Here is a 26,040-nt window from a genome sequence, read left to right as displayed (position 1 = left end):
TCCTGCCGAGATCGGGGGGTGCGGCGTACGAGACCGGCGTCAGCCGGGATGGCCGGCCGGGGCGAGAAGACGCTCGAGCTCGTCCTCCTGCTCGGTGGGCACGACGAAGAGGAGCTCGTCGCCCTGCTCGAGAGATTGCTCGGGCGTGGGTACGTAGACCTGGCCGTCACGCAGGAGCGTGACCAGCGCGCAGTTCTCCGGGAACGGCACCAGACCGGTGGGCTTGCCGACATAGGGCGAGTCGGCGGGCAGGGTGATCTCGACCAGGTTGGCCTGCCCCTGCCGGAAGGTGAACAGCCGCACCAGGTCACCCACGGTGACGGCCTCCTCGACCAGCGCCGACATGATCCGCGGTGTCGAGACGTTGACGTCGACGCCCCATGCCTCGGTGAAGAGCCACTCGTTGTCGGGGTGGTTGACCCGGCCGACGGTGCGCGGCACGGCGAACTCGGTCTTGGCCAGCAGCGAGCAGACCAGGTTGGCCTTGTCGTCCCCGGTCGCGGCGATGACGACGTCGCAGTTGTCGAGCCTGGCCTCCTCGAGAGAGGAGAGCTCACAGGCGTCGGCGAGCAGCCACTCCGCGTCGGGCACTCGCTCGGGCTTGATCGAGCCCGGGTTCTTGTCGATGAGGAGCACCTCGTGGCCGTTGGTGATCAGCTCACTGGCGATGGACCGGCCGACGGCCCCAGCCCCGGCGATTGCAACTCTCATCGTGGTCAGTCTTCCTCGGGGCCGTTCTTGATCGTCTGGTACGCCTGCGCGGTGTTCTCCTCGCGCATCACGATGTGGAGCACGTCGCCCTCCTGGATCACGCTCTCGCGGACCGGCAGCATGCCCTCGCCGAGCCGGTCGATCCAGGCGATTCGGCTGCCGGACTGGCGCTGGAACTTGATGGTCCGCTCGCCGACCCAGGACTCGGGCATGACGACCTGGTCGATGCGGATGTTGCCCGACATGTCCCGGAAGTCGGGCTCGGCGCCGGCCGGGAGGAGCCGGCGGAGCACCTGGTCGGCGGTCCACTTCACCGTCGCCACCGTGCTGATCCCGAGGCGCTGGTAGACCTCGGCGCGGCCGGGGTCGTAGATGCGGGCCACGACCTGCTGGATGCCGAACTCCTCGCGCGCGACCCGCGCGGAGATGATGTTGGAGTTGTCGCCGCTGGAGACCGCCGCGAACGCCTCGGCCCGCTTGATGCCGGCCTTGAGCAGGACCTGCCGGTCGAAGCCCATCCCGGCGACCTTGTCGCCGTTGAAACCCGGTCCGAGCCGCCGGAACGCGTCGGAGTTCTGGTCGATGATCGAGACCGTGTGGTTACGGTCCTCGAGACTCCTGGCCAGGGTCGAGCCGACGCGGCCACAGCCCATGATCACTACGTGCACCGTGTCATGATTGCACTCGCTCTGCCCACGTGTCGCCTACGCCCTCGAAGTTGGCGTGTTCAGGGGCCGGGCCCGATCCGGAAGCGCGCGCAACCCGAGATTTGCCGTAGCCTCGGCCAATGTGGGTGTAGGCGACGTATCCAAACGGCTTCTGATCGGCCGTAAGCTCCGTAGCTCGCAGTTGGGCGAGACATTGCTGCCGAAGCGCATCGCGCTCCCGGTGTTCGCAAGCGACCCGTTGTCCTCGGTGGCCTACTCACCCGACGAGATCTTCTTGACCCTCGCGCTCGCCGGGGTGACCGCCTACACGTTCTCCTGGAAGATCGCGATCGTCGTCGGCTTCGTGATGTTGGCGGTCGTGCTGTCCTATCGCCAGAACGTGCAGGCCTATCAGAGTGGCGGCGGCGACTTCGAGGTCGCGTCAACCAACCTGGGCGCGAAGCCGGCGCTGACGGTGGCCAGCGCCCTGCTGGTCGACTACGTGCTGACGGTCGCGGTGTCGATCTCGTCCGCGGCTCAGTATCTGGCGACGACCGTCGACTTCGCCCGTGGACACGAGGTCCTGATCGCGGGCGCCGCGGTCCTCTTCCTGGCCGCGATGAACCTACGCGGCGTACGTGAGTCGGGGACGGCCTTTGCGATCCCGACCTACATCTTCATCTTCTCGATGCTCGGCATGGTCTGCTGGGGCTTGGGCCAGCACTTCCTCGGCGGCGGCCTTGGTCGGGCGGAGAGCGCGGACCTCCAGGTCATCGCCGAACCCGAGTTCGCCGACGGCTTCGCCGGGGTCGCGGCGGCCTTCCTGCTGCTGCGGGCCTTCGCCTCCGGGTGCGCCACGCTCACCGGTGTCGAGGCGATCGCCAACGGCGTACCGGCCTTCCGTAAGCCCAAGGGCAAGAACGCCGCCACCACGCTCGCGCTGCTCGGCGCGATCGCGATCACGCTGGCGATGTCGATCGTCGCGCTGGCCAACATCATCCACGCCCAGGTCGTCGAGGACCCCGAGCACCAGCTGCGTGGGCCCAACGGGGAAGTGCTGGTGGACTACCATCAGGCGCCGCTGGTCGGGCAGATCGCCCATGTCGTGTTCGACAACTTCCCGCCGGGCTTCTTCCTCATCACCCTGTCCACCGGCATGATCCTGCTGCTGGCGGCCAACACCGCGTTCAACGGCTTCCCGGTCCTGGCCTCGATCCTGGCCAAGGACGGCTACGCCCCGCGAGCCTTCGCCGCCCGAGGAGACCGGCTCGCCTACAGCAACGGGATCGTGATCCTCGCAGGATTCTCGATCCTGCTGATCGTCGCCTTCGATGCCGAGGTCACCCGGCTGATCCAGCTCTACATCGTGGGGGTCTTCGTCGCGTTCACCATCGGCCAGGCCGGCATGGTGCGTCACTGGACCCGGCTGCTCAAGAGCGAGCGAGACCCGGTGGTCCGCGCGAAGATGCAGACCAGCCGCACGATCAACGCCTTCGGTCTCTCGGTCACCGGCATCGTCTTGGTGGTCGTGCTGATCACCAAGTTCACCCACGGTGCCTGGATCTCGATCGTGGCGATGGCGATCGCGTTCCTGCTCATGACCGGCATCCGCCGTCACTACGACAACGTCGCTATCGAGCTGGCGGCCGACGAGCGCGACCGGGTGCTGCCGACGAGGGTCCATGCGATGGTCCTGGTCTCCAAGCTCCACAAGCCGACTCTGCGAGCGCTGGCCTTCGCTCAGGCATCGCGGCCCAACGCGCTCGAGGCGGTGACCGTCTCGACCACCGACTCCGACACCGCCGAGCTGCTGAAGCAGTGGGACGAGCGCAACCTGCCGATGCCGCTGAAGGTGCTCCACTCGCCCTACCGCGAGCTGATCCGCCCGGTCGTGGAGTACGCCTCGGCGATCCGCGACGCCAACCCACGTGGAGTCGTGGCCGTCTACATCCCCGAGTACGTCGTCGGCCGCTGGTGGGAGCAGTTCCTCCACAACCAGACGGCGCTGCGGCTCAAGGGCCGGTTGCTGTTCACGCCGGGTGTGATGGTCATCTCGGTGCCCTATCAGCTGGCATCGGGCAAGGAACGCGCGGAAGAGATGCGCGAAGAATACTGGCTGGCCCCCGGGCTGCGCCGAGGAAGCGACGGACGACGATGAGCGGCACACGTAGACCCCCACGTGGGCGGCGGCCGCGTCCGAAGGCCGCGAAGGGCGAGTCCTACGTCGGGCGGCGCTTCGAGGTCGAGGTCGGGCCGGTCGCTCACGGCGGTCACTTCGTCGCCCGAGTTCGGATCGAAGACGCCTCTCGCGTCGTCTTCGTCCGCCACGCACTGCCCGGCGAGCAGGTGGTCGTCGAGATCACCGAGGGCACCGCCGGTGACCGGTTCTGGCGCGGCGACGCGGTCTCGGTGGTCTCGGCCGCGGCGGACCGTGTCGTTCCGCCGTGTCCGTACGCCGGCCCCGGGCTCTGCGGCGGTTGCGACCTCCAGCACGTCTCGCTCTCGGGGCAGCGAGATCTGAAGGCCACGGTCCTGCGGGAGCAGCTGGTGCGGCTGGGTGGCCTCGACGCCTCTGACCCACTGCTGACCGGTCTCGTCGTCGAGGCCGTTCCCGGCGATGTCGACGGCCTGCGGTGGCGTACACGTCAGCGCTACGTCGCCGCGCCCGGCGGTGGACGCGGGATGCGGAAGTATCGCTCGCACGAGGTGATCCCCGTCGCCGACTGCCTGATCGCCGCTGTCGACGCGCGCGAACCCGCTCCCGGGACCGTCGTCGAACGAGTCGACGTCGGGGGAGTCGAGCACACCTTCGAGGTCGCCGCCGACGGCTTCTGGCAGGTGCACCCCGGAGCTCCGGAGGCGTTGGTCTCGGCCGTGCTCGCAGCGCTCTCGCCGGCCCCGGGCGACTCCGCCCTGGACCTCTACGCCGGTGTGGGTCTCTTCTCCGCCTATCTCGCCGACAGGGTGGGACCGTTCGGGCAGGTCGTCGCCGTCGAGGGAGACCGGACCGCCTCCGCGCTCACCGCGAGCAACGTCCCCGCCGCCGAGGCGATCGCAGGCGACGTCGGCACCGTCCTGGCCGACTTGGGCGAACGGTCGTTCGACCTGGTCGTCCTCGACCCGCCCCGCGAGGGCGCTCGACGAGCCGTCGTCGAGGCCGTCGTCGCGCGTACGCCTCGCAAAATCGCCTACGTCGCCTGCGACCCCGCCGCGCTCGCTCGCGACGTAGCCATCTTCGCCGAGCACGGTTACCGGCTGCGCTCCCTGCGTGCCTTCGACCTCTTCCCGATGACCCATCACGTCGAAGGCGTGGTACTGCTGGAGAAAACTGGGCTCTGACCTGCGGTGAGATCGGAATGCGCGTGGTGCCTCCGACGCCAGTACGCCACGGTGACGACGCCAGCAGGGGCCCCCAGAGAACCAGTGGGGCGTAAGCGAGGTAGAAGATGAAGGCACTCCATCCTCCTGAGTTGCCCGGGAAGTCATGGGGGAGCGGGTCGCCTCCGAGCTTGATGCCGGCGACCTGAATGACCACTCCGATGACGGTCCACAACATGGTCAGTACGGTGGCGCCGAGGGCGGCTGGGATGACCGCGGCCAGCGTCGGCACTCTGCGTCCGCCCAGACCTGGGACCCATCGGGGGAACGCCTCACCCCACGCGGCGACCAACCCGACGGCGGTGAACGCCAGCAGCTCGGCGACGATCGACAGAAGGATCACGTAGACCCACCCTGGCAACCAGTCCGGGACCTGCCCCATGCCCACCTTTTCCCCGTCGCCGAAGACGACGTTCGCGATGCGCCAGAGGCCGGAGGGGAGTACGACGAAAGGGATGCTGTAGGCGGCGATCCGCGCCCAGCGGGGCACTCCGTCCACAGAAGCGTGGGCAGCTGTCCATGCGGCGTGGAGCCGCCCGATCCCAGCGGGCGCCTCGATGAGGTCTGCACTAGTGGTCATGGAACAAGCCTGCGTTGGCGGGGCGATGGCGGCCACGGGCCGTTCGGCACGGTGTCTCTCGCTCCGAGGGGCACCGGGGTGCCGTTCGGCACGGGTCAAGAGGTACCGCGCTGCGTAGAGTCGCTGCGTGCGAACTTCGAGGCGGCCACGGGACTCGATCGGAGCAGTGTCGGCCGCGGTGGTGGGGCTGGCTGCTCTCTCTGTCACGCCTGTCTTCGGCGTCTGGGCTACTCTGCCGGCCGCCATCGCCCTGGCGGGTGCCTGTTGGATCGTTGGTGGATGGCCGCGAACTCGGATGAGCGTCGGCGGCTGGTGCGGGGCTGTGGGCGTCGTCTCCTTGGTGGCGACTCTCTTGTATCCGCGTCCTGGCGGCTTGGGCGGCGCAATGCTCGGAACCTTGGAGGCCGTGGCCCTGCTCCCGCTGATCGTCCTGTCGGCCCGCGCCGCTCCGGCCAGGCAGGCAGTGGTCGCGAGCGTGATGGCGCACGCCGCCTGCACGCTGTGGGTGCTGCGCTTCCTGCCACGTGACTCTGCGTCCGGCACATTGGCCGCCTGCGTCTTCTGGTCGCTGCTCGCCACGTCCGCCGTTGTCGTCGGGCTCTACCTACGGTCCCTGGACGCAGAGCGAGCGCGAGCCGTGACGGCCGCCCGAAGGAGTCAGCGCCTGGAGCTTGCTCGCGACCTGCACGACTTCGTCGCCCATGACGTCAGCGAGATGGTGGCCCAGGCGCAGGCGGGCCGGTTCATCGGCGAGGAGCATCCACAGAAGGCGCTGGCCGCACTCGAGCGGATCGAGGAAGCCGGTCTCACTGCCCTGGCGTCGATGGACCGGACGATCCACATGCTCCACGACGTGGACGAAGAGAGCTCCGCGGGCCAGGAGCAGAGCGCCGCCTCTCGCCCGATCCCCGGCTTGGCGGACCTGCCCCGGCTGGTCGACCGCTTCGCCGCCTCCAGTCCCGCCGACGTGCGCCTCGATCTCGATCTGGCGCTGACGGACATCGTGGCCCGCGAGGTGACCGCCACGGCCTATCGCGTCGTCGTGGAAGCCCTGACCAACATCCGGCGACATGCACCGGCGGCCGCTCGGGTGGACGTACAGGTCCAGGTTGCGGCCGGGCCAACGCTGATGATCACAGTTGTCAACGACGATGGGACACCGTCCGTGCGGGGTCCCGTGGCCGCGCACCACCGCCGTGGCGGGCTCGGTCTGCCAGGTCTGACCGAACGCGTCCAGTCCCTCGGCGGCACCTTGGCCGCAAGCCCCGGCAGCGACGGCGGCTGGAACATGACAGTCATCCTGCCCATGGGCGACACGGTGGTGTCAGCGTCGTGACCACAGAACCCATCCGCATCCTGATCGCCGACGACCAGCAGAACATCCGCCACGCCTTCCGTCTCGTCCTGGACGCGCAGCCGGACATGCTGGTGGTCGGAGAGGCAGCCGACGGCATGTCCGCCGTCGAGCAGGCTCGCCACCTCAGACCTGACGTGCTGCTGGCCGACATCAGGATGCCCCGGCTCGACGGCCTCGAGGTCACCCGGCTCCTGGCCGGTCCCGACGCCGCCGGCGCTACGCGAGTCATCGTCGTCACGACCTTCGACCTCGACGAGTACGTGCACACCGCGCTCAGGAACGGAGCGAGCGGTTTCCTGCTCAAGCGCTCCGGACCGACACTGCTCATCGAGGCGATCCGCGCCGCGATGACCGGCGACACACTCATCAGCCCGCAGGTCACGGTCCGACTCCTGCGCCACCTCACCTCACCGCCCGGCGCACCCAGCCGTGCAGTCGACGTGACGTTGACCGACCGGGAGCTCGACATCGTTCGTCCGCTCGCGCGCGGAGGATCCAACGCAGAGATCGCCGTCGACCTCTTCATCTCGCCGGGGACCGTCAAGAACCACATCGCCAACATCCAGCGCAAGCTCGGCGTCCGCAACCGTGTCGGCATCGCGGCCTGGGCCTGGGAGACCGGCCACAGCAAGCCCGGATGACCTACCGGGAGGAGACCGGCTCCGGATCCACGCCCGCGTCGGGGGCGAGGGTGACGTCGAGCAGCCGCAGCCGAGCGGGATCCGCGATGATCTCGATCGCCACGATGTGAGTGTCGACCACGGTGAACTCGATGACCAGGCTCAGTCGGCCGAGGGGAGCCATCACGAGGGCGGGGCGGCCGTCGACCATCGCCACGGTCGTGACGCGAGCTCGGGGCGCGGCCGACAGCGCGCTCTTGGCGACGACCAGCGCACCTTGGAGAGTGAGGGGCCTGCCGGCGCCGGTGACCGCGGCGTCGGTACGCAGCTCCACATCGGGGTCGAGCAGCGTGAGCAGTGCCTCGAAGTCGCCGGTGCGGGTGGCTGCCAGGTAGGCGCGCACCGCGTCGTGCCCGCGAGCGGGATCCGTGGCCGCGGTGTCGGTGCCCTTCACCTTGTTACGTGCACGGCTGGCGAGCTGCCGTACGGCGGCAGGCTGGCGCTCCATCATCTGGGCGATGTCGTTGAAAGCGACCTCGAACATGTCGTGGAGCACGAACGCGATGCGCTCGGCCGGACTCAGTCGGTCGAGCACGACCAACATGGCCAGCCCCACTGACTCCGCCAGCTCGGACTCCTCCGCCGGCATCTGATCGGCGTCGACCGCGCCCAGATGATCGGCCGTGTAGCCCTCCAGCGACTCCTCACCCCGGGTGCGCCTCGTTCGTAGGAAATTCAGGCAGATGCGGCTGACCACGGTCGTGAGCCACCCCTGCAGGTTCTCCACCTCGGCCTGATCGACGCGATCGAGTCGAAGCCATGCCTCCTGAACCGCATCCTCGGCCTCCGCGGAGGACCCCAGCATCCGATAGGCGAGAGCCAGCAGACGGGGCCGCTCGGCGTCGAACACTGCGAGCGCGGAATCTTCCTCGATGGGCATGTCACATTCCTGAGCTCGGCGGGTTCATACGGATGAGACAGACGCAGAATCTACAGAGGAGAACCCACAATGGCACCCACAATCCTGGTCACCGGCGGAACCGGCGTTCTCGGCTCGCAGGTCGTTCCGCTGCTGCGGTCGGCGGGCCACGAGATCCGAGTGCTGAGCCGCCACGAGCGCGAGGCGGTCGACGGTGTCGAGTACGTCGCCGTGGACCTGATCACGGGAGACGGCCTCGCCGAGGCGCTCACCGGCGTACGGACCGTCCTGCACCTCGCCGGCGGGCCCAAGGGCGACGACGCGAGCACCGAGAACCTGGTTCGCGCCTCCGAGCGCGCCGGCACCGTCGAGCACCTGGTGCTCATCTCGGTCATCGGCGCCGACGTCGTACCGCTCGGCTACTTCGAGCGGAAGGCGAAGTCGGAGCGGATCGTCGCCGACTCCACCATCCCCTCCACCATCCTGCGCGCTGCCCAGTTCCACGACCTCACGCTCACGACGGTGCAGGCCATGGCAAAGGCTCCCGTCCTCGTCGCGCCCAGCGGCATCCGCTGGCAGCCGGTGGCCTCTCGCGAGGTGGCGGCCCGGTTGGCCGAGCTGACCCTGGGCGACCCCGCGGGCCGAGTGGCCGACATGGCAGGCCCGCGGACCTACACGCTGGAGGAGCTGCAGCGCAGCTACCTGCAGACCGTCGGCAAGCGCCGGATCCGGATGCCGATGCGGGTGCCGGGCAAGGCCGGCAAGGCGTACCGAGCAGGCGTCAACCTGTCCACGGAGACGCCCGCCGGCACAGAGACCTGGGAGGAGTTCCTGGCAGCCCGCGTGCCCGCCGCGTGAGCCGACTCCTCCGGGTCAAGCCCAGAGAGCGGTCAAGCCCAGAGAGCACTGAAGGCGACCGGTGTGCCGAGGATGTTCTCGGCGGCCCGATGTCCGGAGCGGAGCGCCGCCGTCACGGTCGCCGGATCCTCCGACCAGGTGGCCTCTCCCGCGATGTGCAGAGCTCCTTCGACGGGCGTCGCGAGGAGGTCGTGGTCCTCGGGAGTTGCGCCCACGGTCAGGTACCCGTAGGAGCCCCGGGCGAACGGATCGTCCCGCCACCTGGTGACGAGCACGTGGTCGGGCTTCGCGACGGCGTCACCGTAGATCTCCCGGAGCGAGGCGAGCACCGAGTCCGCGACGACGGCGTCGTCCCAGGTGCGGATGGCCTCGGCGCAGGGACCGGCGGCGAAGGTGAGGAGCGTCGGCACGCCGTGCAGGTCGGTCAGGTCGTAGCAGGAGTGCCACCAGCGCCCGGCGTCGCCCTGGCGCCGGATCGCGTAGACGCCGTCGTCCCAGAACCGGTCGGGGAAACGGAGGACGACCTTCTCGAAGTGGTTCGGCTCCAGCCGCTCGATCGCGCCGGCCAGCGGCTCCGGGAGGGGCGGGTCGATGAGGAACTCGGGAGACTTCAGTACGCCGATCGGCACCGTGACGACGACGCGATCGGCTCGGAAGTCGCCGCAGTCGCTGGTCACGCACACGCCGTCGCGCGACCAGCGCACGGCGCCGACGACGTGAGCGAGCCGGACGTCCAGGCCGTCGGCCAGGCGCGTCGCGAGCCGGTCGTAGCCCTCGGGAAAGACCACCTCGTCACCCTCGACCTGATCGTCGTCGAGCCCGTGGGCGTCGAGGTCGGCGATCCACACGCCGTACTGCTCCTCCGTTCGGTGCCGCAGGAACTCCCGCACCCGCTCGACGCGCTCCGGGCGCCAGTCGAGCAGAGCCAGCGCCGCCTCGACGACGGTCTCGTAGGAGTCGCCGGGCCGCGATGCCGCGATCGTCCGGCCCAGGAGCTCGTCGACCGTGTGTACGTCGCCGGCGAAGTGCTCGGCGTCGGCTGTGCTCAGGCGTTCCCCGTCGGGGCCGTAGTAGGCGATCGGCCGCCCGTCGGGCTGGAAGCTGCCGACGGTGAACTCGGACATCGGCATGCCGAACGCGCGGACGACGTCGACCAACGGGTTGTCGTCGATCCCGTGGATCCACGAGGCGCCGAGGTCTGTGACGAGGCCGTCGCTCCGCTCGGTGTGGACGCGCCCGCCGACGCGGTCCCGCGCCTCGAGTACGAGGACGCGCTGGCCCGCTCCGTTGAGCAGCCGCGCCGCCGTCAGCCCGGCGACGCCCGCTCCGACGACGATCGTGTCGTAGTTGGTCACCGCCAGGATTATCCCGGAGTCGCCGGTGCCTGTCCTTGTCCTGTGTGCGGTCGCCGTCGACCGCACCTATATCGGTTGCGCATCGTGGACATCGGCGCTGAGATTCTGTCGTGAGCGATGATCTGTGGGGGACCGACCGGCTCGATCTGACCGCCTATCTGGAGCGGATCGGGGTGGCCGAGTCGCCCGGCCCCTCGCGTGAGGCGCTGGAGGAGATCTACGACGCACACCTGCGCACCTTCACCTTCGACAACATCGACGTGCTGCTGGAGCAGCATCCTGGCGTCGACCTGGCGGACGTGCAGAAGAAGTTCGTCGGGCGGGGGAGAGGCGGCTACTGCTTCGAGCACGGGACGCTGCTCGCAGCAGCACTGGAGCAGCTGGGATTCGCCGTTGAGCGGCGGCTCGCGCGGGTCGGTGACGACCCCACCGGCGCCGGACGTACGCATCTGGTGGCCGTCATCGATCTGGACGGAGAGCGGCTGCTGGCGGATCCCGGGTTCGGGCTGAGCGTGTGGCGGCCGATCCCGCTGGTCGACGGGGCCGTCGACCAGCTCGGCGGCATCACCCATCGGGTGCGATGGACCGAGCACGGCTGGGCGCTGGAGCGGGCGAAGGGCGAGGGGTGGGATCTGATGCACACCCACGACGAGGCGCTGGTGGTGCCCAGCGACGTCGCGCTCGGCCACCACTACACCAGCACCCACCCGACGGTGCACTTCCGCCACCGGCTGATCGTGACCAAGCTCCTCGCCGACCGTCACGTCAGCCTCACCCACGACACCGTCACCATCCGCCGCGAGGGCGAGGAGACCGAGCACCGCGAGATCGGGCTGGACGAGGCGATGGCCTACGTCGACGAGCTCGAGGTGCCGCTCACCGCCGACGAGCGGGTCCGCCTGCGCGAGCGCCTGGATACTCTCGAGCGCCAGGAGAGTCGTTAGTGGCGCGTCCGAGAAGTTCCTAGGCGCTTCACGCCGCGTGCTCTCGCGGACCCCGGGCGACCGGGCATCGGCGATTCAGCCGAGGCTGGCGATGAGGTCGCGGCAGGCCTGCTCGCATCGGCGGCACGCCTCGGCGCAGATGCGGCAGTGCTCGTGCATGTCGGCGTGGCCTTCGCACTCGTCGCCGCATGCCTTGCAGGCGGTTGCGCATGCCTCCAGGAGTGCGCGAGTCAGGTTGGCGTCGTATCCGGTGTGCCGCGACAGGACATTGCCGGTGGCCAGGCAGATGTCGGCGCAGTCGAGATCGGTGCGGATGCACTTGGTGAGCTCCGCGACCAGGTCCTCGGCAAGGCAGGCGTCGGCGCAGGCGGTGCACACCTGGCCGCACTCGAAACAGGCCGCGATGCACTCGGCGAGCTTGTCCTTGTCGATGTTGCCCAGGCCCTTCGGGTAGGCGTCCAGCATGTCGGTGTGAGCCACGGTTCCTCCTCGGCTACGGCGATGGGATCCCCGGTCGGGAGCCCACTGACTCGCCATTTCTGCTCACCTGTACCCACCTGATGTGAACGTCATCCGCATGGTTGCACGGTCATGTGGGTATCTCGATCGCATGACTGACGAGAACGCGCTGGCGACGAGTACCGGCTCTCGCATCCGTTGCGTCCGCGCATCGATTCTTGTGGACGGGGTACCAGGGAGTGAACACGAGTTCGTGCGCCCCCGGCCTGTGGACCGCTGCTCCAGAGTCCGGTCACGCGCCGAAGGAGTGCCGTCGGTCCGGGAGACGAAAGGGGACGTGCATGACCATGGTGATGGCGCTGGTGCTCGGGTGGGCAGTGTTTCTGTTCGAGATGGTCGCGCTCTGCTGGTGGGTCGCGAGGCACCACAGATGACCCGGCGACTGGTGGCGGTGCTGCTCGCGGCGTTCCTGGTGTCCGGGTGCGTGCCGGCGAGCCCGGACGTCGACACCTACGGCGACGAGGCGCTGCGTACCGCGGGCACGGCGGTCTCGCACGTACGCACGGTCGAGCGGGTGTTGAACCTGCTCCATGAGCAGCGGATGCTGCGACCGACGGCGATCACCCAGCTGCGCTACAGCGAGGACGGGCTGGGGACGACTACGACGTCGTTCAGCGAGCTGAACCCTCCGTTGGCGAGTGACCCGTTGGCAGACAGGCTCGGCGGCCTGCTGGACCGGGCGGAGCAGCTGGTCATGGACGCTCGCGTGACCGTCGAGCGCCGGGCCGTCGAGGACTACGCCGACGTCGCCCGCCAACTGGAGTCGACGGCGAAGAAGCTGGAAGCAGTGGAGGCGGGGCTCTCGTGAAGAAGATCTTCGCCCTGTTCCTCGGCATCATGACCGCCATCGGGGGCTTCGTCGACATCGGGGACTTGGTGACCAACGCGACGGTCGGCTCCCGCTTCGGGATGTCACTGGCCTGGGTGGTGGTCCTCGGTGTGATCGGGATCTGTGTGTTCGCCGAGATGTCGGGCCGGGTGGTCGCAATGAGCGGCCGGCCCACCTTCGACATCATCCGCGAGCGGCTCGGGCCCCGTATCGGGCTCGCGAACCTGGTCGGATCCATGGCCGTCACGCTGCTGACATTCGTGGCGGAGGTGGGCGGCGTGGCACTGGCGCTCGAGCTGGCGACCTCGGTGTGGTCCTACTTCTGGATCCCGTTCACCGCCGCCGCGGTGTGGCTGGTGCTGTGGCGAGCGAAGTTCTCGTTCGTGGAGAACACCTTCGGTCTCCTGGGTCTGGCCCTGGTGGTCTTCGGTGTGGCGCTGTGGCACCTGGGCCCGGACTGGAGCCAGCTGTGGAGCGACGCGGCGACAGCCGACAAGCCGTCCGCCGAGCCCTGGCCGTCGTACTGGTACTACGCGGTTGCCCTCTTCGGGGCGGCGATGACGCCGTACGAGGTCTTCTTCTTCTCCTCCGGTGGCGTCGAGGAGCGCTGGTCGTCCAAGAGCATCCCGACGATGCGGGCCAACGTGCTGATCGGATTCCCGCTCGGCGGGCTGTTGTCACTGGCCATCGCCGGAGCGGCCGCGGTCACACTGATGCCCGCGGGTATCGAGGTCGAGACTCTCGGTCAGGTCGGGCTGCCGGTGGCCATGGCACTGGGCAAGCTCGGTCTGGCCGTGGCGATCCTCGGGTTCTTCGCCGCCACCTTCGGGGCCGCCTGCGAGACGGGCCTCGCTGTCGGGTACAGCATCGCCCAGTACTTCGGCTGGCAGTGGGGCAAGGCCGTGCGCCCTCGCGAGGCGTCGCGTTTCCACGCGGTCATCCTGTTGTCCGCGATTGTCGCCGCAGTCGTCCTGATGACCACGATCGACCCCATCCTCGTCACGGAGTTCTCGGTCGTGTTCGCGGCGGTCGCCCTACCGCTGACCTACCTACCGATCCTCATCGTCGCCAACGACCGTGGATACATGCGGGACCGGTGCAACGGCATCCTCACCAATATCCTGGGCACCATCTACCTGGTGATCGTTCTCCTGGCCTCGCTCGCGGCGATTCCGTTGATGATCTGGACCAAGATGGGGACTGTATGAACAACGCACCGCAGACCATTGACGCCTACCTCAGCCTCATGGACCGGCAGATCGTCGCCAACGACGGGCGGACGGTGGCCAAGGTCGACGACGTCGAGCTCGAACAGCGTGAGGACGGTCGTCTCTACGTCACCGCCTTGCTCACCGGCCCCGGCGCTTTCGGTCCGCGGCTGGGAGGGGCCCTGGGCAACATCGTGCGCGGCTCCTGGTCGCGGCTGAGCGGCCGCACCGAGCCGGCCCGGATCGAGTGGTCCAAGGTCGCCCACCTGACCAGCGCGGTGGAGCTGGGGGTGTCGGCTGATGAGGTGGACGTGGACGGCTTCGAACAGTGGGTGCGTGACCGGTTCATCACCGCCCTGCCCGGGTCGGAGGTGAACCCCGAATGAGCAGCCACCGGCTCGATGACGTCCTCGGAATGTCGATCCGCTTCGCCGACGGCCGCGGCGGCGGCCGCGTCCTCGATCTGCGTCTGACGCCCTCCCAGCGCGTCTCCGGACCGCTTGCGGAGCTGGTCGTCGAAGGAGTCATCGCTGGCAGGGCGCGGCCAGGCACGCTCTTCGGCTACGACCGTCACCAAGAACAAGGCCCGTGGCTGATCCGGGTGATCATCCGGGCATTGCACCGGCACACCGGGTACGTCGCCTGGGACGACGTGGACCGAATCGACTGGGACGCAGGGATCCTCCATCTCCGAGTCAACCAGCTGGCCGAGCTATCTTGAGTCTTGGTGGAGTCAACGTGGAGTGGAGTCGCTAGCTGTACCCGGCCAATAGGTTGGTTACAGCTAGCGGCTTGCGTCGTCGGTGATGGCACGCATCGCCATCGTCGGGTCCTCGGAGAGGTCGGTGACCAGCTGCCTGCGGTCGAGGACGGCCTCGTCGAGGTGAGGTCCGAGGGTGCCGAGCAGCTCCCTGGTCGTCGCGGTCGGCACCGCGTCGAGCACGCGCGTGCCGCGCCGGTGTGAACGAGGCACGACGCGGGCGAGCGCATCCGCCACCGATCGGGTCGCGCCGGCGAACGGTGCCGTGATCGGGTCGGTGATCGGACCGAGCCAGTTCGCGGCGCGCTCGGCCTCGGCGTGAGACGTGCGCGCCTTCAGGTCCCCGAGGCGTACGTCCTCCAGCGCCTGCTCCAGACGGTGCTGCTCCTGGAGGGCGAGGGCGACGACGACGGCAGCGCCGAGTGCGGCGAGCAGAGCGAGGCTAGCGACCAGCATGGACCTTGACCTCGGCCACGACACCCTCGTCGGCGAGCCGTTCGCGCAGCGACTCGGCGGCCTGGTCGTAGACCATCTTCGAGAGCAGCGCGGGGCGCACCCGGTGCAGCATCGTGGCGGCCTTGGTCTGGGCGGAGGCCAGCTCGAGCGGGTTGAGGATGCGGATGCTCAGCAGCCGGTCCTCGGGTGGGAGCTCGGCGTAGGCGTTGCGCGGCACCGTGAGGTCGGCCTGCTCCAGCCGCCACAGCAGCCCGATGGTCTCGGCGCGCAGGGCCTTGTTGGACCGCCGCAGGCGCCAGGCGACGGCGGCGGCAGCCGCGGCGACCACCAGTGCCACAACAGCGATCAGTGTGCTCAACGCTCTCCTCGCATCACTACTGGCTCCGACGAGCAGGGGCCCGCCGGGAGGCCCGGTCGGACCAATCATGGAGCATCCGAGGATCGCTGTCAGCGGCGGTGGTCACAACTCGGCGCGCCGGGTGATTCGAATTGTCGTTCGACATCATGTATCTTGATATCAAGAGATTGGGCGGGTGGCCGCCACAAAAGGTTAGGTGAGCCTTTGTTTTCCCGGCGCGGGTAGCCGGGGCAGGATGGGTTCCAAAGACTTGAATTCGTACGTCTGTAGACGCGAGCAAGGAGATGAACGCGTTGGCCAGCAAGGACAGCTTCGGTGCCAAGAGCACCCTGGACGTGGACGGTAAGTCCTACGAGATCTTCCGCCTGGATGCGGTCAAGGGTGAGGGCCTCGACGTTCAGTCGCTGCCCTTCTCGCTGAAGGTGCTGCTGGAGAACCTCCTGCGCACCGAGGACGGCGCGAACATCACCGCCGACGACATCAAGGCGTTGGCGGGCTGGGACGAGACCGCCGATCCCGACAAGGAGATCCAGTACACGCCGGCGCGCGTGATCATGCAGGACTTCACCGGCGTGCCCTGCATCGTCGACCTCGCCACCCTGCGCGAGGCCGCGGCCGAGCTCGGCGGCGACCCGACCAAGATCAACCCGCTCTCGCCCGCCGAGATGGTCATCGACCACTCCGTGATCGCCGAGGTCTTCGGCACCCCGGAGGCGTTCGAGAAGAACGTCGAGATCGAGTACGAGCGCAACCGCGAGCGCTACCAGTTCCTGCGCTGGGGCCAGACCGCCTTCGAGGACTTCAAGGTCGTCCCGCCGGGCACTGGCATCGTCCACCAGGTCAACATCGAGCACCTCGCCCGCACCGTCTTCACCCGTGAGGTGGACGGCGAGCTGCAGGCCTACCCCGACACCTGCGTCGGCACCGACTCCCACACCACCATGGTCAACGGCCTGGGCGTCCTCGGCTTCGGCGTCGGCGGCATCGAGGCCGAGGCCGCGCTGCTGGGCCAGCCGGTCTCCATGCTGATCCCGCGCGTGGTCGGCTTCAAGCTCAACGGCGACCTGCCCGAGGGCTCGACCGCGACCGACCTGGTGCTCACCATCACCGAGATGCTGCGCAAGCACGGTGTGGTCGGCAAGTTCGTCGAGTTCTACGGCGACGGAGTCACCGCGCTGCCGCTGGCCAACCGCGCCACCATCGGCAACATGAGCCCGGAGTTCGGCTCCACCATCGCGATCTTCCCGGTCGACGAGGAGACCATCAACTACCTCAAGCTCACCGGCCGCTCCGAGGAGCAGCTGGCGCTGGTGGAGAAGTACGCCAAGGAGCAGGGCCTCTGGCACGACCCGGCCGCCGAGCCGCGCTTCTCGGAGAAGCTCGAGCTCGACCTCGCCACGGTCGTCCCCTCGATCGCCGGCCCGAAGCGCCCGCAGGACCGCGTCTCCCTCACCGACGCCAAGACCTCCTTTGAGGGTCACCTGCCGACGTACACCTCCAAGGCAGTAGACGCGAAGATCCCGGTCACCCTGGCCGACGGTCAGCAGTTCGAGCTGGAGAACGGCGCGGTCACGATCGCCTCGATCACCTCCTGCACCAACACCTCCAACCCGTCGGTCATGATCGGTGCGGCGCTGCTGGCCAAGAAGGCCGTCGAGAAGGGCCTGACCCGCAAGCCGTGGGTCAAGACCACCCTCGCGCCGGGCTCGAAGGTCGTCACCGACTACTACGACAAGTCGGGCCTCACGCCCTACCTGGAGAAGGTCGGTTTCAACCTGGTCGGCTACGGATGCGTGACCTGCATCGGCAACTCGGGCCCGATCATCCCCGAGGTCTCCGCCGCGGTGAACGAGCACGACCTCGCCGTCGTCTCGGTCCTCTCCGGCAACCGCAACTTCGAGGGTCGCATCAACCCCGACGTGAAGATGAACTACCTCGCGTCGCCGCCGCTGGTCATCGCCTACGCCCTGGCCGGCAACATGAACGTGAACCTGTTCGAGGACCCGCTGGGCCAGGACCAGGACGGCAACGACGTCTTCCTCAAGGACATCTGGCCGACCCCGGCCGAGGTCGAGGAGACCATCGCCACCTCGATCTCCTCCGACATGTTCACGAAGGACTACGCCGACGTCTTCGCGGGCGACGAGCGTTGGAAGAACCTGCCGACCCCGACCGGTGACACCTTCACCTGGGACGAGGAGTCGACCTACGTCCGCAAGGCTCCCTACTTCGAGGGCATGGCCAAGACCCCGGCCCCGGTCACCGACATCGAGGGCGCCCGGGTGCTGCTGAAGCTGGGCGACTCGGTCACCACCGACCACATCAGCCCTGCCGGCAACATCAAGAAGGACTCGCCTGCCGGCAAGTACCTCATCGAGCACGGTGTCGAGCAGCGGGACTTCAACTCCTACGGTTCGCGCCGAGGCAACCACGAGATCATGATCCGCGGCACCTTCGCCAACATCCGGATCAAGAACCAGGTCGCCCCGGGCACCGAGGGTGGTTACACCCGCGACTTCACCCAGCCCGACGCTCCGGTCAGCTTCGTCTACGACGCGGCGCAGAACTACGCCGCGTCCGGCACCCCGCTGGTCGTCCTCGGTGGCAAGGAGTACGGCTCCGGCTCCTCGCGCGACTGGGCCGCCAAGGGCACCTCGCTGCTGGGCGTCAAGGCGGTCATCACCGAGTCGTTCGAGCGCATCCACCGCTCCAACCTCATCGGCATGGGCGTCATCCCGCTGCAGTTCCCCGCGGGCCAGAACGCCGACAGCCTCGGCCTGACCGGTGAGGAGACCTTCTCGATCTCCGGCATCACCGCGCTCAACGAGGGCGTCACCCCGAAGACGGTCAAGGTCACCGCCACTGCGCCCGATGGTGGGGCGAGTGTCGAGTTCGACGCGGTCGTCCGCATCGACACCCCCGGTGAAGCCAACTACTACCGCAACGGCGGCATCCTGCAGTACGTCCTGCGCAGCCTGGTGAGCTGACCCTTCACCTCGCGCTTGGCCGGGCCCGTTGCTCCGATGGAGCGGCGGGCCCGGCCTCATGACATCTGGGCGAACGCCGGACGAACATGCCCGCTGGGGGCCCAGATGAGTGCTCGCCGGGGATGATGGCGTCCTAGATTTGGGTGTGCCCAATCGCAGAGCGTTTCTGCTGGTCGGCGTCGTGGTCTTCGTGCTGTGCCTGCAGACGGCTGTCGCGACCGCGCCGCTGCACCAGGCCGACGAGCGTGCCCACGCGGGCTACGCGGAGGTGCTGTACCGGGGGCAGCTGCCGACCATCGACACCCCGATCCCGGCGGAGCCGGACGCCTACCCGCGAATGTCGGCGATCCTGGCGACCAAGGACGAGGCCCACAGCGCGGTCTGGGTCGCCAACCATCCGCCGCTCTTCTACGTCCTGTCGCTGCCGTTGGTCGCGCTCGGTGACGCCACCGGTCATCCAGGGGTCACCTACTTCGGCATGCGGCTGCTCAACGGCATCGGCCTGGCCCTCTCGGTCCTCCTGGTCGGGCTGATCTCGCGTGAGCTGGTGCCTCGACGCCCGGCGGTGCCCCTGCTCGCCGCGGCTCTCGCGCTCTCCTGCGGTGCGATCCCCTACCGCGGCGGCGGCATCTACAACGACGGCCTCTCCGTCGTGACCATGCTGTTCGTGGTGCTGGTCGCGCTGCGGATGGTCAGAGCGGGGGTCACTCCAACCCGGATCGCGTTGATCACAGCCGCGGCCACCGCCTCGGTGGCGACCCGGTCGACAGGCGTGATCGCAGTGGCGCTCGCCTGCCTGGCCGTGGTCGGCGCGACGTGGCTCCACCGGCGCAGCCGCGCGGGTCTGGTGAGCGGTCTCGTGGGCGGTTTCGTGGTCGGCATCGTGCCGGTGGTGGCGGTCGCCTGGTTCTACGTACGCAACATCCGTCTCTACGGCGACCCGACGGCCTCGGCAGCTCTCTTCGAGAAGTTCGGCCGCGAGCCGTCGGGCACCACGCTCGGCACCCTGCTCGACCCGACGTTCCACTGGCGGCTCTTCGCCTCGCTGTGGATCGACGAGCGGCTGCTCAACGTGCTCGTGGTCGTGCCCGTCCTGGTTCTCGCGGTCGTGCTCGCCGCGCTCTGGGTCGAGGCCCGCGCGCGGCACCGTCAGCTCAGCGGCCGGCGGGCCCTGCGGCGCTGGATCGGCACCGTCTCCGCGGAGGACTGGGCAGCGTGGGGAGTCGTGGTGGGCTACTCGGCGCTGGTGGTCGCCAGTATCGCCTCCTTCATCGCCGGCGGCGGCTGGATCCATGCTCGATATGCGATGCCGCTGCTGCCGCTGACGGCCACCCTGGTGGCTCTGGCCGTGCTACGCCTCGGCCGGGCCCTGACGCCTGGGGCAGACCCCGCTGCGCTGGAGGCGAAGGTGGCGTACGTCTTCGTCTCGATCATGCTCGCCGTGGCACTCGTCGCCCACGTTCTGCTGCAGACCCAGCTCACCGGTCCGGTGCACAGCCTGCTCGGCGGCGGCCTCTTCGTGATCGGCGACGTGGTCGTGCTGGCGGCAGCGGTGGTGCTGGTGCGTGAGCTGCGAGCTCAGCCGGTGCACTCGGAGAGCGAGACGACCTCGATCTCGGGGCCGGGGCGCTCGAACGCGAGCGGATACCAGTCGTAGCTGAAGTCGAAGGAGAACCTCGGCGCGCTCGCTCCGTCTCGGTAGGGCGAGATCGTCACGATCTGGTCTGCCTCGCGTCGCAGCCGATCGTAGTAGGCAGCGGCGCCGCTCAGCCCGGCTGCGAGGCCGCGGTCGCGCTGGTGGCTGGTGACCAGCACCCAGCAGTAGCCCTCCTCGCGGTAGGCGTCGACGAGCTCGGGACTCAGCCGTGACTCATACTCCTGGAACGGCCGCGCGACCGGCCGTTGCGCGACGTCTGCGGAGTCGAGGTACGCGGCAGGGAAGGCCGGCTCGACCACGATCCGGGCTCCGGGCGGGAGGTGGTCGCGGAGGTGGCCGAGGGCAAGGGTTCGGGTGTCGGTGCGGGTGAGGATGACGGAGTTGCGCACCGAGTCGACCATGGGCTGGGCGAGCATGAGGAGCGCAACCGCCGGCAGCGCCGGCCCCGCCAGACGGGTCCGTCGCCGTTCGGTGAGGCGCCTGGCGATCCAGCCGGCCAGGACGACCGCCCCGAGCCCGGCGAGGACGGCCAGGAGCGGGTAGGTCGGCAGCATCCAGCGGGCGAAGAACCGGCCTTGGGTGGAGGCGTAGAGGTAGAGCACGACGGGGAAGAGGACCAGCAGCAGCGTACGTCCCCGGTCGCTGCGCAGCCCGGAGATCGCGCCGAGCAGCGCCATCGCGACCGGCACCACACCGAGCCCCCAGAGGAGGGAGTACGGGTAGTAGGACCAGGCGTCGCCGATCTGCCCGATCTTGCCGGCGGGGAGCTGCGCCGACTGCCCGCTGTACTGGCGGATCGCGTAGTCGAAGTCGATCACCAGGAATGGGTTGACCAGCACGAACGCCGCGAAACAGGCCACCCCTGAGCAGACGAGGGCGGTGAGGGTCGGGAGCACCCGGTCCTTGCGCTCGAGGAGACGCAGGAGGCCGGCCAGCCCGACGACCAGCGCGACCGGTCCGGCCGAGTACTTGGTGCCGGCGGCGAGCCCGACCATCGTGCCGGCGAGCGCGAAGTCGGCCAGGCGGCCGCCCTCGTAGGCGCGCATCGAAGCCCAGATCGCCAGCGTCACCGGGATCAGCGTGACGATGTCGTTGAGCGCCTGATGGCTGTAGAAGACGGGGAGGAAGGCGAAACCCAGCAGGGCGCCGGCGATCAACCCCGCGGCAGCGCCGTAGAGCCGGCGTCCCAGTCGGTAGACGAGGTAGACCAGAACGGTCGCCAGAGTCGCGACCACGACCCGAGACACCCAGAAGACCTCGCCGGGATCGGCTGCCAGCTGCTCGGTCACGTCTTGGCCGATGTAGACCATCCGCAACACGATGGCCAGCAGGTAGGTCAGCGCCGACGGGTTCTGGAAGTAGCCCGGGTTGAGGTCGCCGTCCGCGGCAGCCGCGGCCTGCGGGACGAAGTGGAGCTCCTCGTCGGGGTTGTAGACCTGGGGCAGACCATGGTCGATGCCGACCAGACGCAGCGCGAAGGACCCGGTCAGCAGCGCTCCGAGCAGCAGCCTGATGCGCCCCTCGCCTCCGTCCCGGTGTTCCGGGGGGAGGGGAGGGTGCGGCAGATGGACAGTGGGCACGCGCGGACGGTAACCGCCAGGTCGCGCGATGGCGCGCTCATTTCGCCGTCGTTCGACAGCTTGTCACCGGATGGCCAGGTTCCGGCCTCAGGCGAGCGAGGCGATCCTGGCGCGACTGTCCTCGCTCAGGATCGCCAGGAGCACCTCGGCTGCCTCGCCGTGATCGTCGGTGGCGGCAACCAGCTCGGCGAGGGTCTCGTCGGAGAGGCCGGCGAGGATCGGGTCGAGCACCGAGGTGTCGTCGAGGAAGAGCGCCACCTGGAGGATCTCGGCGCCGGAGGCGCCGTCCATCACCTGGAGCGAGGTCTCGGGGCCGACGACGCTGGTGAACCTGGCCAGCGTCAGGACGTGACCGTCGGCCAGGAGCCGGCGGCCGACGTCGACGAGCAGTGCCCGGTCGAGCCTGGCGATGATGGCGCCCACCCGACTCGGGTCGAGGTGGACGGAGAGCTCGGCGAGGAACTCCGGTTTCAGGTGGCCGGCCAGCTTCGCGGCGTCGGCCGGATCCATCACTGCAGCCACGCGGGCACTGAGCATCGGCCCCATCGCGATCTCGGTGATCTTCGCGGTGACCGCCGCGGGGAGCTTCTTGCTGACCGCGGCCAGCCCCTTGACCCGGGACTCGTGGCGGCTGAACATCGCGTGCGAGACGATCCCGCGCAGGTCGCGGAGGTCGTCGGGGGAGGTGGTGGCGAGGAACGCGAGCTCGGCCTCGTCCACATGCATCTCGTGGGCGAGCTTGGTGATCTCCAGCGCGCTGGTCAGAGCCGTCATCGGGCACCTCCGAGCATCCTCTGGACGACCCCTCGCAGCATCTTCGGAACCATCTTCAGCGCCTCGTCGAGAGAGGCGTCGAACGCCTTGTCCTCCGCGGTCATCACGCCCCGGACCAGATCGTCGAAGCGGTCCAGCTGCTGGTCGTCGTACGCCTCCAGCGGCGCGAGCCGCGTGGCCGGCACGCCGAGCGTGGCAGCGAGCCGGTCGAGTCCCTCACTCATCGCCTTCCTTCCCGCCGGCTGTGGCACGTTCGGCCCCCGGCGGCGCCACTATATGCAGCCGACGGAGGCAGTTGGAGAGCCAGTTGGATATTGTCTCGACATGCTCGTCGCCTTCTCGATCGCCCCGACGACCTCCGACGACCCCGATGGCTCGGTGGCCGCGTCCGTCGCGGAGGCGATCCGTATCGTCCGCGACTCCGGACTGCCCAACGAGACCAACGCCATGTTCACCAACCTGGAAGGTGAGTGGGACGAGGTCATGGGTGTCATCAAGCAGTGCGTCGACGCGGTCGCCGCCGTCTCGCCGCGGGTCGGGCTGGTGCTCAAGGCCGACATCCGGCCCGGCTACACCGGCCAGCTCACGGCGAAGGTCGAGCGGATCGAGCAGGAGCTCTCCGGCTACTAGAGCCCACGGGCCATCGCGTCCTGTCCGGTCTTGATGGCCTCGCGGATCCGGGTGTAGGTGCCGCAGCGGCAGACGTTGCGGATGGTGTCGAGGTCAGCCTCGTTGATCGCGCGGCCCTCCTCGCGGACCTTGTTGACCAGAGCGACCGCGGCCATGATCTGGCCGGGCTGGCAGTAGCCGCACTGGGCGACGTCGTGCTCGAGCCAGGCCTCCTGCATCGGGTGCAGCCCCTTGCCCGGGGCGGTGTCGGCAAGACCCTCGATCGTGGTGATCTCGTCGTCGGCGCCGATGTCGGAGACCCGCACCGAGCAGGGGTTGAACGCCTTGCCGTTGATGTGTGAGGTGCAGGCCTTGCAGACGTTGATGCCGCAGCCGTACTTGGGTCCGGTGACACCGAGGATGTCGCGCAGGACCCACAGGATGCGTACGTCGTCCTCGACGTCGACGGTGACGGACTCGCCGTTGAGCTGGAAGGTGTGAGTAGGCATCGAAGACCTCAGAACGTGTAGGAGAGGCCGTCGGTCGGCGACTCGGGGACGGACGGGATGAAGGACTTGGGCTCGAAGTGGAGCGGGTCGTGGAAGTTGATCGGGAACTCCGTGGGCATCTTGCCCGTGGCTCGGGCGTAGGCGCAGGCGACGGCGGCCATGGAGGCGGCCACGCCGGCCTCGCCGACACCGCCCGGCTGGCTGCCGTGCGACTCGATCACCTCGCACTCGAACTCGAACGGCGTGTTCCACTGACGGGTGTAGGCCGAGTTGTCCCAGCTGGCCTCCAGGAACTGCCCGTCGACCAGGTGGTTGCTGTAGGTCAGCGCCTGGCACATCCCGTCGGAGAAGCCTCCCATCATCTGGGCCTTCACTCCGGCGGGGTTGATCACCAGGCCGACGTCGGCGACCACGACGGCCTTGGTGACCCGGGGTCCGGTGACCGCGTCGCGTACCTTGCGGTTGACGGTCTCGGGGCGGCAGTCGATCTCGACGAGGACGGCGGTGGCGCCCTTGTACTCCTTGTGGACGGCGATGCCCTGTGCCGTTCCTGCGGGCATCGAGCGGCCCCAGTCGCCGAGCTCGGCGGCACGGTCGAGCACCCGCTTGACGACGTCGCTCTTGAGATAGTTGCGCCGGAAGGTGACCGGATCCTGCTTCAGCTTCTTGGCGAGCTGGTCGACCATGAGCTCACTGGCGGTGGCGACGTCGGGGGAGTAGATGTTGCGCACCGAGCTGGTGTTGAACCGGTCGACCGCGGGCTTCGGCTCGTTGAGCAGCTGTGTGACGACCCCGAAGTTGTACGGCAGCTCCTGGCTGAGCAGGAAGATCGACTCAGAGAAGGTCAGGTTCGACAGACCGGTCGGTAGCGCGGCCGCTTCGGCGGTCAGCCGCTCGCCGAGCCCGTGGGTGAAGTCGGTGGCCACGCTGGCGTGGCGCTGCTCGAATGTGAGGATGCTGCCGGCCAGCACCGTGGCCCGGACCTTGGAGACCGCCATCGGGTGCACCCGGCCCTGGCGCGGCTCGTCGGCGCGGTGCCACATCAGCTTGACCGGCGCACCGAAGGCCTTCGAGGCGTGCGCGGCCTCCACGGCGGCGTCGCTGAAGAGCTTGCGGCCGAAGGACCCGCCGCCCTGGACCACGTTGACCGTCACCTTGGTCTGGGGGAGGCCGAGCGCCTTGGCGATCCGGCCCTGGGCGTCGATCGGCGACTTCAGGCCGCCCCAGACGGTGGCCTCGCCGTCGCGTACGTCCGCGACCGCGCAGTTCGGCTCGAGGGCCGAGCCGCTGCGGAAGTGGAAGGTGAACTCGCCGTCGACCGAGGTCGCCCCGATCTTCGGCACCGCGAGCGGGATCTGTCCGGCCTTGAGCTCGGCCTTGATGTCTTTGGCCGACAGCCCGCCGACCGTGCCGGAGTTCCAGGTGACGTCCAGCGCGCGGACGGCGTCGATGCACTGACCGAACGTCTTGGCCCGGACCGCGACACCGGTCGGGATGATCGCGACGTGGGTGACACCCGGCATCGTCTCGACGTCGCCCTTGTTGTTGATCGCGTGCGGCGTGCCGTTGAGCTCGGGCGCGCGGCACACCATCGTGGGCAGGGCGTCGGGGATGTCGAGGTCCATCGCGAACTGCTTCTTGCCGGTGACGGCCTCGCGCGCGTCGATGCGCCGATGGGGCTTTCCGACGACCTTGTGGTCGGAGGTCTTCTTCAGCTCGACCTCGACCTTCTCGGTCGTCGGCTTCGCCGCCTTGGCAGCGGCTTCGCCGTAGGTCACCGACGAACCGTCCGGGAGACTGATCACGCCTTCCTTGGAGGTCAGCTGGGTCACCGCGCCCCCGAGCATGATCGCGGCCGCCTCGAGCAGCGCCTTGCGTGCGATGGCGGCGGCGACCCGGACCGGGGTGTAGACCGAGACGATCGTGTTGGACCCGCCGGTCAGCTGGTTGAACAGCAGCTCGGGGCGAGCCGGGGCCAGCGTCACGTGCACGTGGTCGATCGGGAGCTCGAGCTCCTCGGCGATCAGCATCGCGACGGCCGTGGTGATCCCCTGGCCTACCTCCATCCGCGGCAGCGCGAAGTGGGCATGCCCCTTCTCGTCGACCTCGATCGCGATCAGGTTCGAGGTCGGCATCGCGCAGTGCGTGAGGAAGTCGTTGAGGTCATAGACCTCCGGAATCTGTGGCACCGACGGGATCGGTGCCGCGTTGGCCGCGGACGGCGTCAGGCCCAGATCGGCTGCGGCGATCAGGGTCGCGCCGCCGATGACGTAGCCGACGAACGAACGTCTGGAGACCCGAGACGGGCCCTCAGCGGGATGATTCTCCATGGTGTGCTCACTCCTGGTTGGGCAAGGCCGAGATATTTGTGACCCCCGACACATAGCACCATTCAGCAGCCCTGGCTCGTTTGGGAAGGGCGCGT

25 protein-coding genes are annotated in these 26,040 nt (G+C 68.7%); 13 read left to right on the top strand and 12 right to left on the bottom strand.

Annotation, left to right across the window (positions count from 1 at the left end):
* Positions 1-39: 39 nt before the first annotated feature.
* Together ABZZ22_RS06005 and ABZZ22_RS06000 are read right to left on the bottom strand one after the other, a co-directional pair.
* Positions 40-711: a TrkA family potassium uptake protein gene (locus ABZZ22_RS06005; RefSeq protein ID WP_354927853.1), complete on the bottom strand. Its 672-nt coding sequence runs from the start codon at positions 709-711 to the stop codon at positions 40-42.
* A gap of 5 nt (positions 712-716) precedes the next feature.
* Complete coding sequence (locus tag ABZZ22_RS06000) at positions 717-1,379, bottom strand: TrkA family potassium uptake protein (RefSeq protein ID WP_354927850.1); 663 nt, start codon at positions 1,377-1,379, stop codon at positions 717-719.
* Between the two features lie 181 nt (positions 1,380-1,560).
* Here ABZZ22_RS06000 and ABZZ22_RS05995 point away from each other — a divergent pair, with 181 nt between their 5' ends.
* The 4 genes from ABZZ22_RS05995 to ABZZ22_RS05980 all read left to right on the top strand — a co-directional run bounded on the left by ABZZ22_RS05995 (position 1,561) and on the right by ABZZ22_RS05980 (position 7,314).
* A complete protein-coding gene (locus tag ABZZ22_RS05995) occupies positions 1,561-3,516 on the top strand; it encodes an APC family permease (protein WP_354927847.1) in 1,956 nt (651 codons plus the stop codon).
* Positions 3,513-4,697 (top strand): TRAM domain-containing protein, encoded by a 1,185-nt coding sequence (locus ABZZ22_RS05990; RefSeq protein WP_354927844.1) that lies wholly within the window; start codon positions 3,513-3,515, stop codon positions 4,695-4,697. The genes ABZZ22_RS05995 and ABZZ22_RS05990 overlap by 4 nt, the downstream gene beginning before the upstream one ends.
* 1,004 nt (positions 4,698-5,701) lie before the next feature.
* A complete protein-coding gene (locus ABZZ22_RS05985) occupies positions 5,702-6,652 on the top strand; it encodes a histidine kinase (protein ID WP_354927841.1) in 951 nt (316 codons plus the stop codon).
* Positions 6,649-7,314: a response regulator transcription factor gene (locus ABZZ22_RS05980; protein ID WP_354927838.1), complete on the top strand. Its 666-nt coding sequence runs from the start codon at positions 6,649-6,651 to the stop codon at positions 7,312-7,314. Before ABZZ22_RS05985 ends, ABZZ22_RS05980 begins: the two co-directional genes overlap by 4 nt.
* A 1-nt stretch (position 7,315) precedes the next feature.
* Here ABZZ22_RS05980 and ABZZ22_RS05975 read toward each other — a convergent pair whose 3' ends face one another.
* Positions 7,316-8,233 (bottom strand): sigma-70 family RNA polymerase sigma factor, encoded by a 918-nt coding sequence (locus tag ABZZ22_RS05975; protein WP_354927835.1) that lies wholly within the window; start codon positions 8,231-8,233, stop codon positions 7,316-7,318.
* 69 nt (positions 8,234-8,302) lie between these two features.
* Here ABZZ22_RS05975 and ABZZ22_RS05970 point away from each other — a divergent pair, with 69 nt between their 5' ends.
* Entirely contained in the window at positions 8,303-9,070 is a 768-nt protein-coding gene (locus ABZZ22_RS05970) for an SDR family oxidoreductase (protein WP_354927832.1), read from the top strand.
* Positions 9,071-9,102: 32 nt separating this feature from the next.
* On the opposite strand, the gene ABZZ22_RS05965 is transcribed toward ABZZ22_RS05970, so the two are convergent.
* Complete coding sequence (locus tag ABZZ22_RS05965; RefSeq protein ID WP_354927829.1) at positions 9,103-10,425, bottom strand: NAD(P)/FAD-dependent oxidoreductase; 1,323 nt, start codon at positions 10,423-10,425, stop codon at positions 9,103-9,105.
* Between the two features lie 110 nt (positions 10,426-10,535).
* Between ABZZ22_RS05965 and ABZZ22_RS05960 the strand changes: the two genes are divergently transcribed.
* Positions 10,536-11,369, top strand: coding sequence for an arylamine N-acetyltransferase (locus ABZZ22_RS05960; protein ID WP_354927826.1), 834 nt, complete (start codon positions 10,536-10,538; stop codon positions 11,367-11,369).
* Positions 11,370-11,444: 75 nt separating this feature from the next.
* Here the strand turns inward: ABZZ22_RS05960 and ABZZ22_RS05955 are convergent, their stop codons facing one another.
* Entirely contained in the window at positions 11,445-11,849 is a 405-nt protein-coding gene (locus tag ABZZ22_RS05955) for a four-helix bundle copper-binding protein (RefSeq protein ID WP_354927823.1), read from the bottom strand.
* A 409-nt stretch (positions 11,850-12,258) separates the two neighbouring features.
* On the opposite strand from ABZZ22_RS05955, the gene ABZZ22_RS05950 reads away from it, so the two are divergent.
* From ABZZ22_RS05950 to ABZZ22_RS05935, 4 genes are read left to right on the top strand one after another with little or no spacing between them, the layout of a single operon-like run.
* Positions 12,259-12,696, top strand: coding sequence for a hypothetical protein (locus ABZZ22_RS05950; RefSeq protein WP_354927820.1), 438 nt, complete (start codon positions 12,259-12,261; stop codon positions 12,694-12,696).
* Complete coding sequence (locus tag ABZZ22_RS05945) at positions 12,693-13,925, top strand: divalent metal cation transporter (protein ID WP_354927817.1); 1,233 nt, start codon at positions 12,693-12,695, stop codon at positions 13,923-13,925. Before ABZZ22_RS05950 ends, ABZZ22_RS05945 begins: the two co-directional genes overlap by 4 nt.
* Positions 13,922-14,311, top strand: coding sequence for a hypothetical protein (locus tag ABZZ22_RS05940; protein WP_354927815.1), 390 nt, complete (start codon positions 13,922-13,924; stop codon positions 14,309-14,311). Before ABZZ22_RS05945 ends, ABZZ22_RS05940 begins: the two co-directional genes overlap by 4 nt.
* The gene (locus ABZZ22_RS05935) at positions 14,308-14,646 is read left to right on the top strand and encodes a hypothetical protein (protein ID WP_354927812.1); all 339 of its coding nucleotides are present in this window, start codon (positions 14,308-14,310) and stop codon (positions 14,644-14,646) included. The genes ABZZ22_RS05940 and ABZZ22_RS05935 overlap by 4 nt, the downstream gene beginning before the upstream one ends.
* Positions 14,647-14,709: 63 nt before the next feature.
* On the opposite strand, the gene ABZZ22_RS05930 is transcribed toward ABZZ22_RS05935, so the two are convergent.
* Both ABZZ22_RS05930 and ABZZ22_RS05925 read right to left on the bottom strand, forming a co-directional pair.
* A complete protein-coding gene (locus tag ABZZ22_RS05930) occupies positions 14,710-15,141 on the bottom strand; it encodes a hypothetical protein (RefSeq protein ID WP_354927809.1) in 432 nt (143 codons plus the stop codon).
* The gene (locus ABZZ22_RS05925; protein WP_354927806.1) at positions 15,128-15,499 is read right to left on the bottom strand and encodes a hypothetical protein; all 372 of its coding nucleotides are present in this window, start codon (positions 15,497-15,499) and stop codon (positions 15,128-15,130) included. Before ABZZ22_RS05925 ends, ABZZ22_RS05930 begins: the two co-directional genes overlap by 14 nt.
* Positions 15,500-15,783: 284 nt before the next feature.
* Between ABZZ22_RS05925 and acnA the strand changes: the two genes are divergently transcribed.
* Together acnA and ABZZ22_RS05915 are read left to right on the top strand one after the other, a co-directional pair.
* Positions 15,784-18,486: an aconitate hydratase AcnA gene (gene acnA, locus ABZZ22_RS05920; RefSeq protein WP_354927803.1), complete on the top strand. Its 2,703-nt coding sequence runs from the start codon at positions 15,784-15,786 to the stop codon at positions 18,484-18,486.
* A 145-nt stretch (positions 18,487-18,631) separates the two neighbouring features.
* Entirely contained in the window at positions 18,632-20,143 is a 1,512-nt protein-coding gene (locus ABZZ22_RS05915) for a hypothetical protein (protein WP_354927800.1), read from the top strand.
* Here ABZZ22_RS05915 and ABZZ22_RS05910 read toward each other — a convergent pair.
* From ABZZ22_RS05910 to ABZZ22_RS05900, 3 genes are all read right to left on the bottom strand, one after another.
* Complete coding sequence (locus ABZZ22_RS05910) at positions 20,065-21,723, bottom strand: glycosyltransferase family 39 protein (protein ID WP_354927797.1); 1,659 nt, start codon at positions 21,721-21,723, stop codon at positions 20,065-20,067. The genes ABZZ22_RS05915 and ABZZ22_RS05910 overlap by 79 nt on opposite strands.
* An 87-nt stretch (positions 21,724-21,810) precedes the next feature.
* Positions 21,811-22,497: a hypothetical protein gene (locus ABZZ22_RS05905; RefSeq protein WP_354927794.1), complete on the bottom strand. Its 687-nt coding sequence runs from the start codon at positions 22,495-22,497 to the stop codon at positions 21,811-21,813.
* Positions 22,494-22,721, bottom strand: a complete 228-nt coding sequence (locus tag ABZZ22_RS05900) for a hypothetical protein (protein WP_292644024.1) — start codon at positions 22,719-22,721, stop codon at positions 22,494-22,496. Before ABZZ22_RS05900 ends, ABZZ22_RS05905 begins: the two co-directional genes overlap by 4 nt.
* Positions 22,722-22,821: 100 nt before the next feature.
* On the opposite strand from ABZZ22_RS05900, the gene ABZZ22_RS05895 reads away from it, so the two are divergent.
* Positions 22,822-23,127 carry a thiamine-binding protein gene (locus ABZZ22_RS05895; RefSeq protein ID WP_354927791.1) on the top strand — a complete coding sequence of 102 codons (306 nt, stop codon included), beginning with the start codon at positions 22,822-22,824 and terminating at the stop codon, positions 23,125-23,127.
* On the opposite strand, the gene ABZZ22_RS05890 is transcribed toward ABZZ22_RS05895, so the two are convergent.
* Together ABZZ22_RS05890 and ABZZ22_RS05885 are read right to left on the bottom strand one after the other, a co-directional pair.
* The gene (locus tag ABZZ22_RS05890) at positions 23,124-23,615 is read right to left on the bottom strand and encodes a (2Fe-2S)-binding protein (protein WP_354927788.1); all 492 of its coding nucleotides are present in this window, start codon (positions 23,613-23,615) and stop codon (positions 23,124-23,126) included. The two genes, ABZZ22_RS05895 and ABZZ22_RS05890, sit on opposite strands and share 4 nt — an antisense overlap.
* Positions 23,616-23,623: 8 nt before the next feature.
* Positions 23,624-25,945, bottom strand: a complete 2,322-nt coding sequence (locus ABZZ22_RS05885; protein ID WP_354927785.1) for a molybdopterin cofactor-binding domain-containing protein — start codon at positions 25,943-25,945, stop codon at positions 23,624-23,626.
* Positions 25,946-26,040: the final 95 nt, after the last annotated feature.

It is taken from the genome of Nocardioides sp. NPDC006273, assembly GCF_040613495.1.
Lineage (GTDB): Bacteria > Actinomycetota > Actinomycetes > Propionibacteriales > Nocardioidaceae > Nocardioides.
The sequence above is the reverse complement of the archived record's forward strand: the minus strand, read 5'-3'. Positions and strand labels throughout refer to the sequence as shown.

What these genes read in the sequence shown, in the direction of transcription:
- ABZZ22_RS05885 (WP_354927785.1), bottom strand. Translation starts at nt 25,945, where the DNA reads ATGGAGAATCATCCCGCTGAGGGCCCGTCTCGGGTCTCCAGACGTTCG.
- ABZZ22_RS05905 (WP_354927794.1), bottom strand. Translation starts at nt 22,497, where the DNA reads ATGACGGCTCTGACCAGCGCGCTGGAGATCACCAAGCTCGCCCACGAG.
- acnA (WP_354927803.1), top strand. Translation starts at nt 15,784, where the DNA reads ATGAACGCGTTGGCCAGCAAGGACAGCTTCGGTGCCAAGAGCACCCTG.
- ABZZ22_RS05940 (WP_354927815.1), top strand. Translation starts at nt 13,922, where the DNA reads ATGAACAACGCACCGCAGACCATTGACGCCTACCTCAGCCTCATGGAC.
- ABZZ22_RS06005 (WP_354927853.1), bottom strand. Translation starts at nt 711, where the DNA reads ATGAGAGTTGCAATCGCCGGGGCTGGGGCCGTCGGCCGGTCCATCGCC.
- ABZZ22_RS05985 (WP_354927841.1), top strand. Translation starts at nt 5,702, where the DNA reads ATGCTCGGAACCTTGGAGGCCGTGGCCCTGCTCCCGCTGATCGTCCTG.
- ABZZ22_RS05950 (WP_354927820.1), top strand. Translation starts at nt 12,259, where the DNA reads ATGACCCGGCGACTGGTGGCGGTGCTGCTCGCGGCGTTCCTGGTGTCC.
- ABZZ22_RS05990 (WP_354927844.1), top strand. Translation starts at nt 3,513, where the DNA reads ATGAGCGGCACACGTAGACCCCCACGTGGGCGGCGGCCGCGTCCGAAG.
- ABZZ22_RS05975 (WP_354927835.1), bottom strand. Translation starts at nt 8,233, where the DNA reads ATGCCCATCGAGGAAGATTCCGCGCTCGCAGTGTTCGACGCCGAGCGG.
- ABZZ22_RS05930 (WP_354927809.1), bottom strand. Translation starts at nt 15,141, where the DNA reads ATGCTGGTCGCTAGCCTCGCTCTGCTCGCCGCACTCGGCGCTGCCGTC.
- ABZZ22_RS05895 (WP_354927791.1), top strand. Translation starts at nt 22,822, where the DNA reads ATGCTCGTCGCCTTCTCGATCGCCCCGACGACCTCCGACGACCCCGAT.
- ABZZ22_RS05970 (WP_354927832.1), top strand. Translation starts at nt 8,303, where the DNA reads ATGGCACCCACAATCCTGGTCACCGGCGGAACCGGCGTTCTCGGCTCG.
- ABZZ22_RS05890 (WP_354927788.1), bottom strand. Translation starts at nt 23,615, where the DNA reads ATGCCTACTCACACCTTCCAGCTCAACGGCGAGTCCGTCACCGTCGAC.
- ABZZ22_RS05900 (WP_292644024.1), bottom strand. Translation starts at nt 22,721, where the DNA reads ATGAGTGAGGGACTCGACCGGCTCGCTGCCACGCTCGGCGTGCCGGCC.
- ABZZ22_RS05935 (WP_354927812.1), top strand. Translation starts at nt 14,308, where the DNA reads ATGAGCAGCCACCGGCTCGATGACGTCCTCGGAATGTCGATCCGCTTC.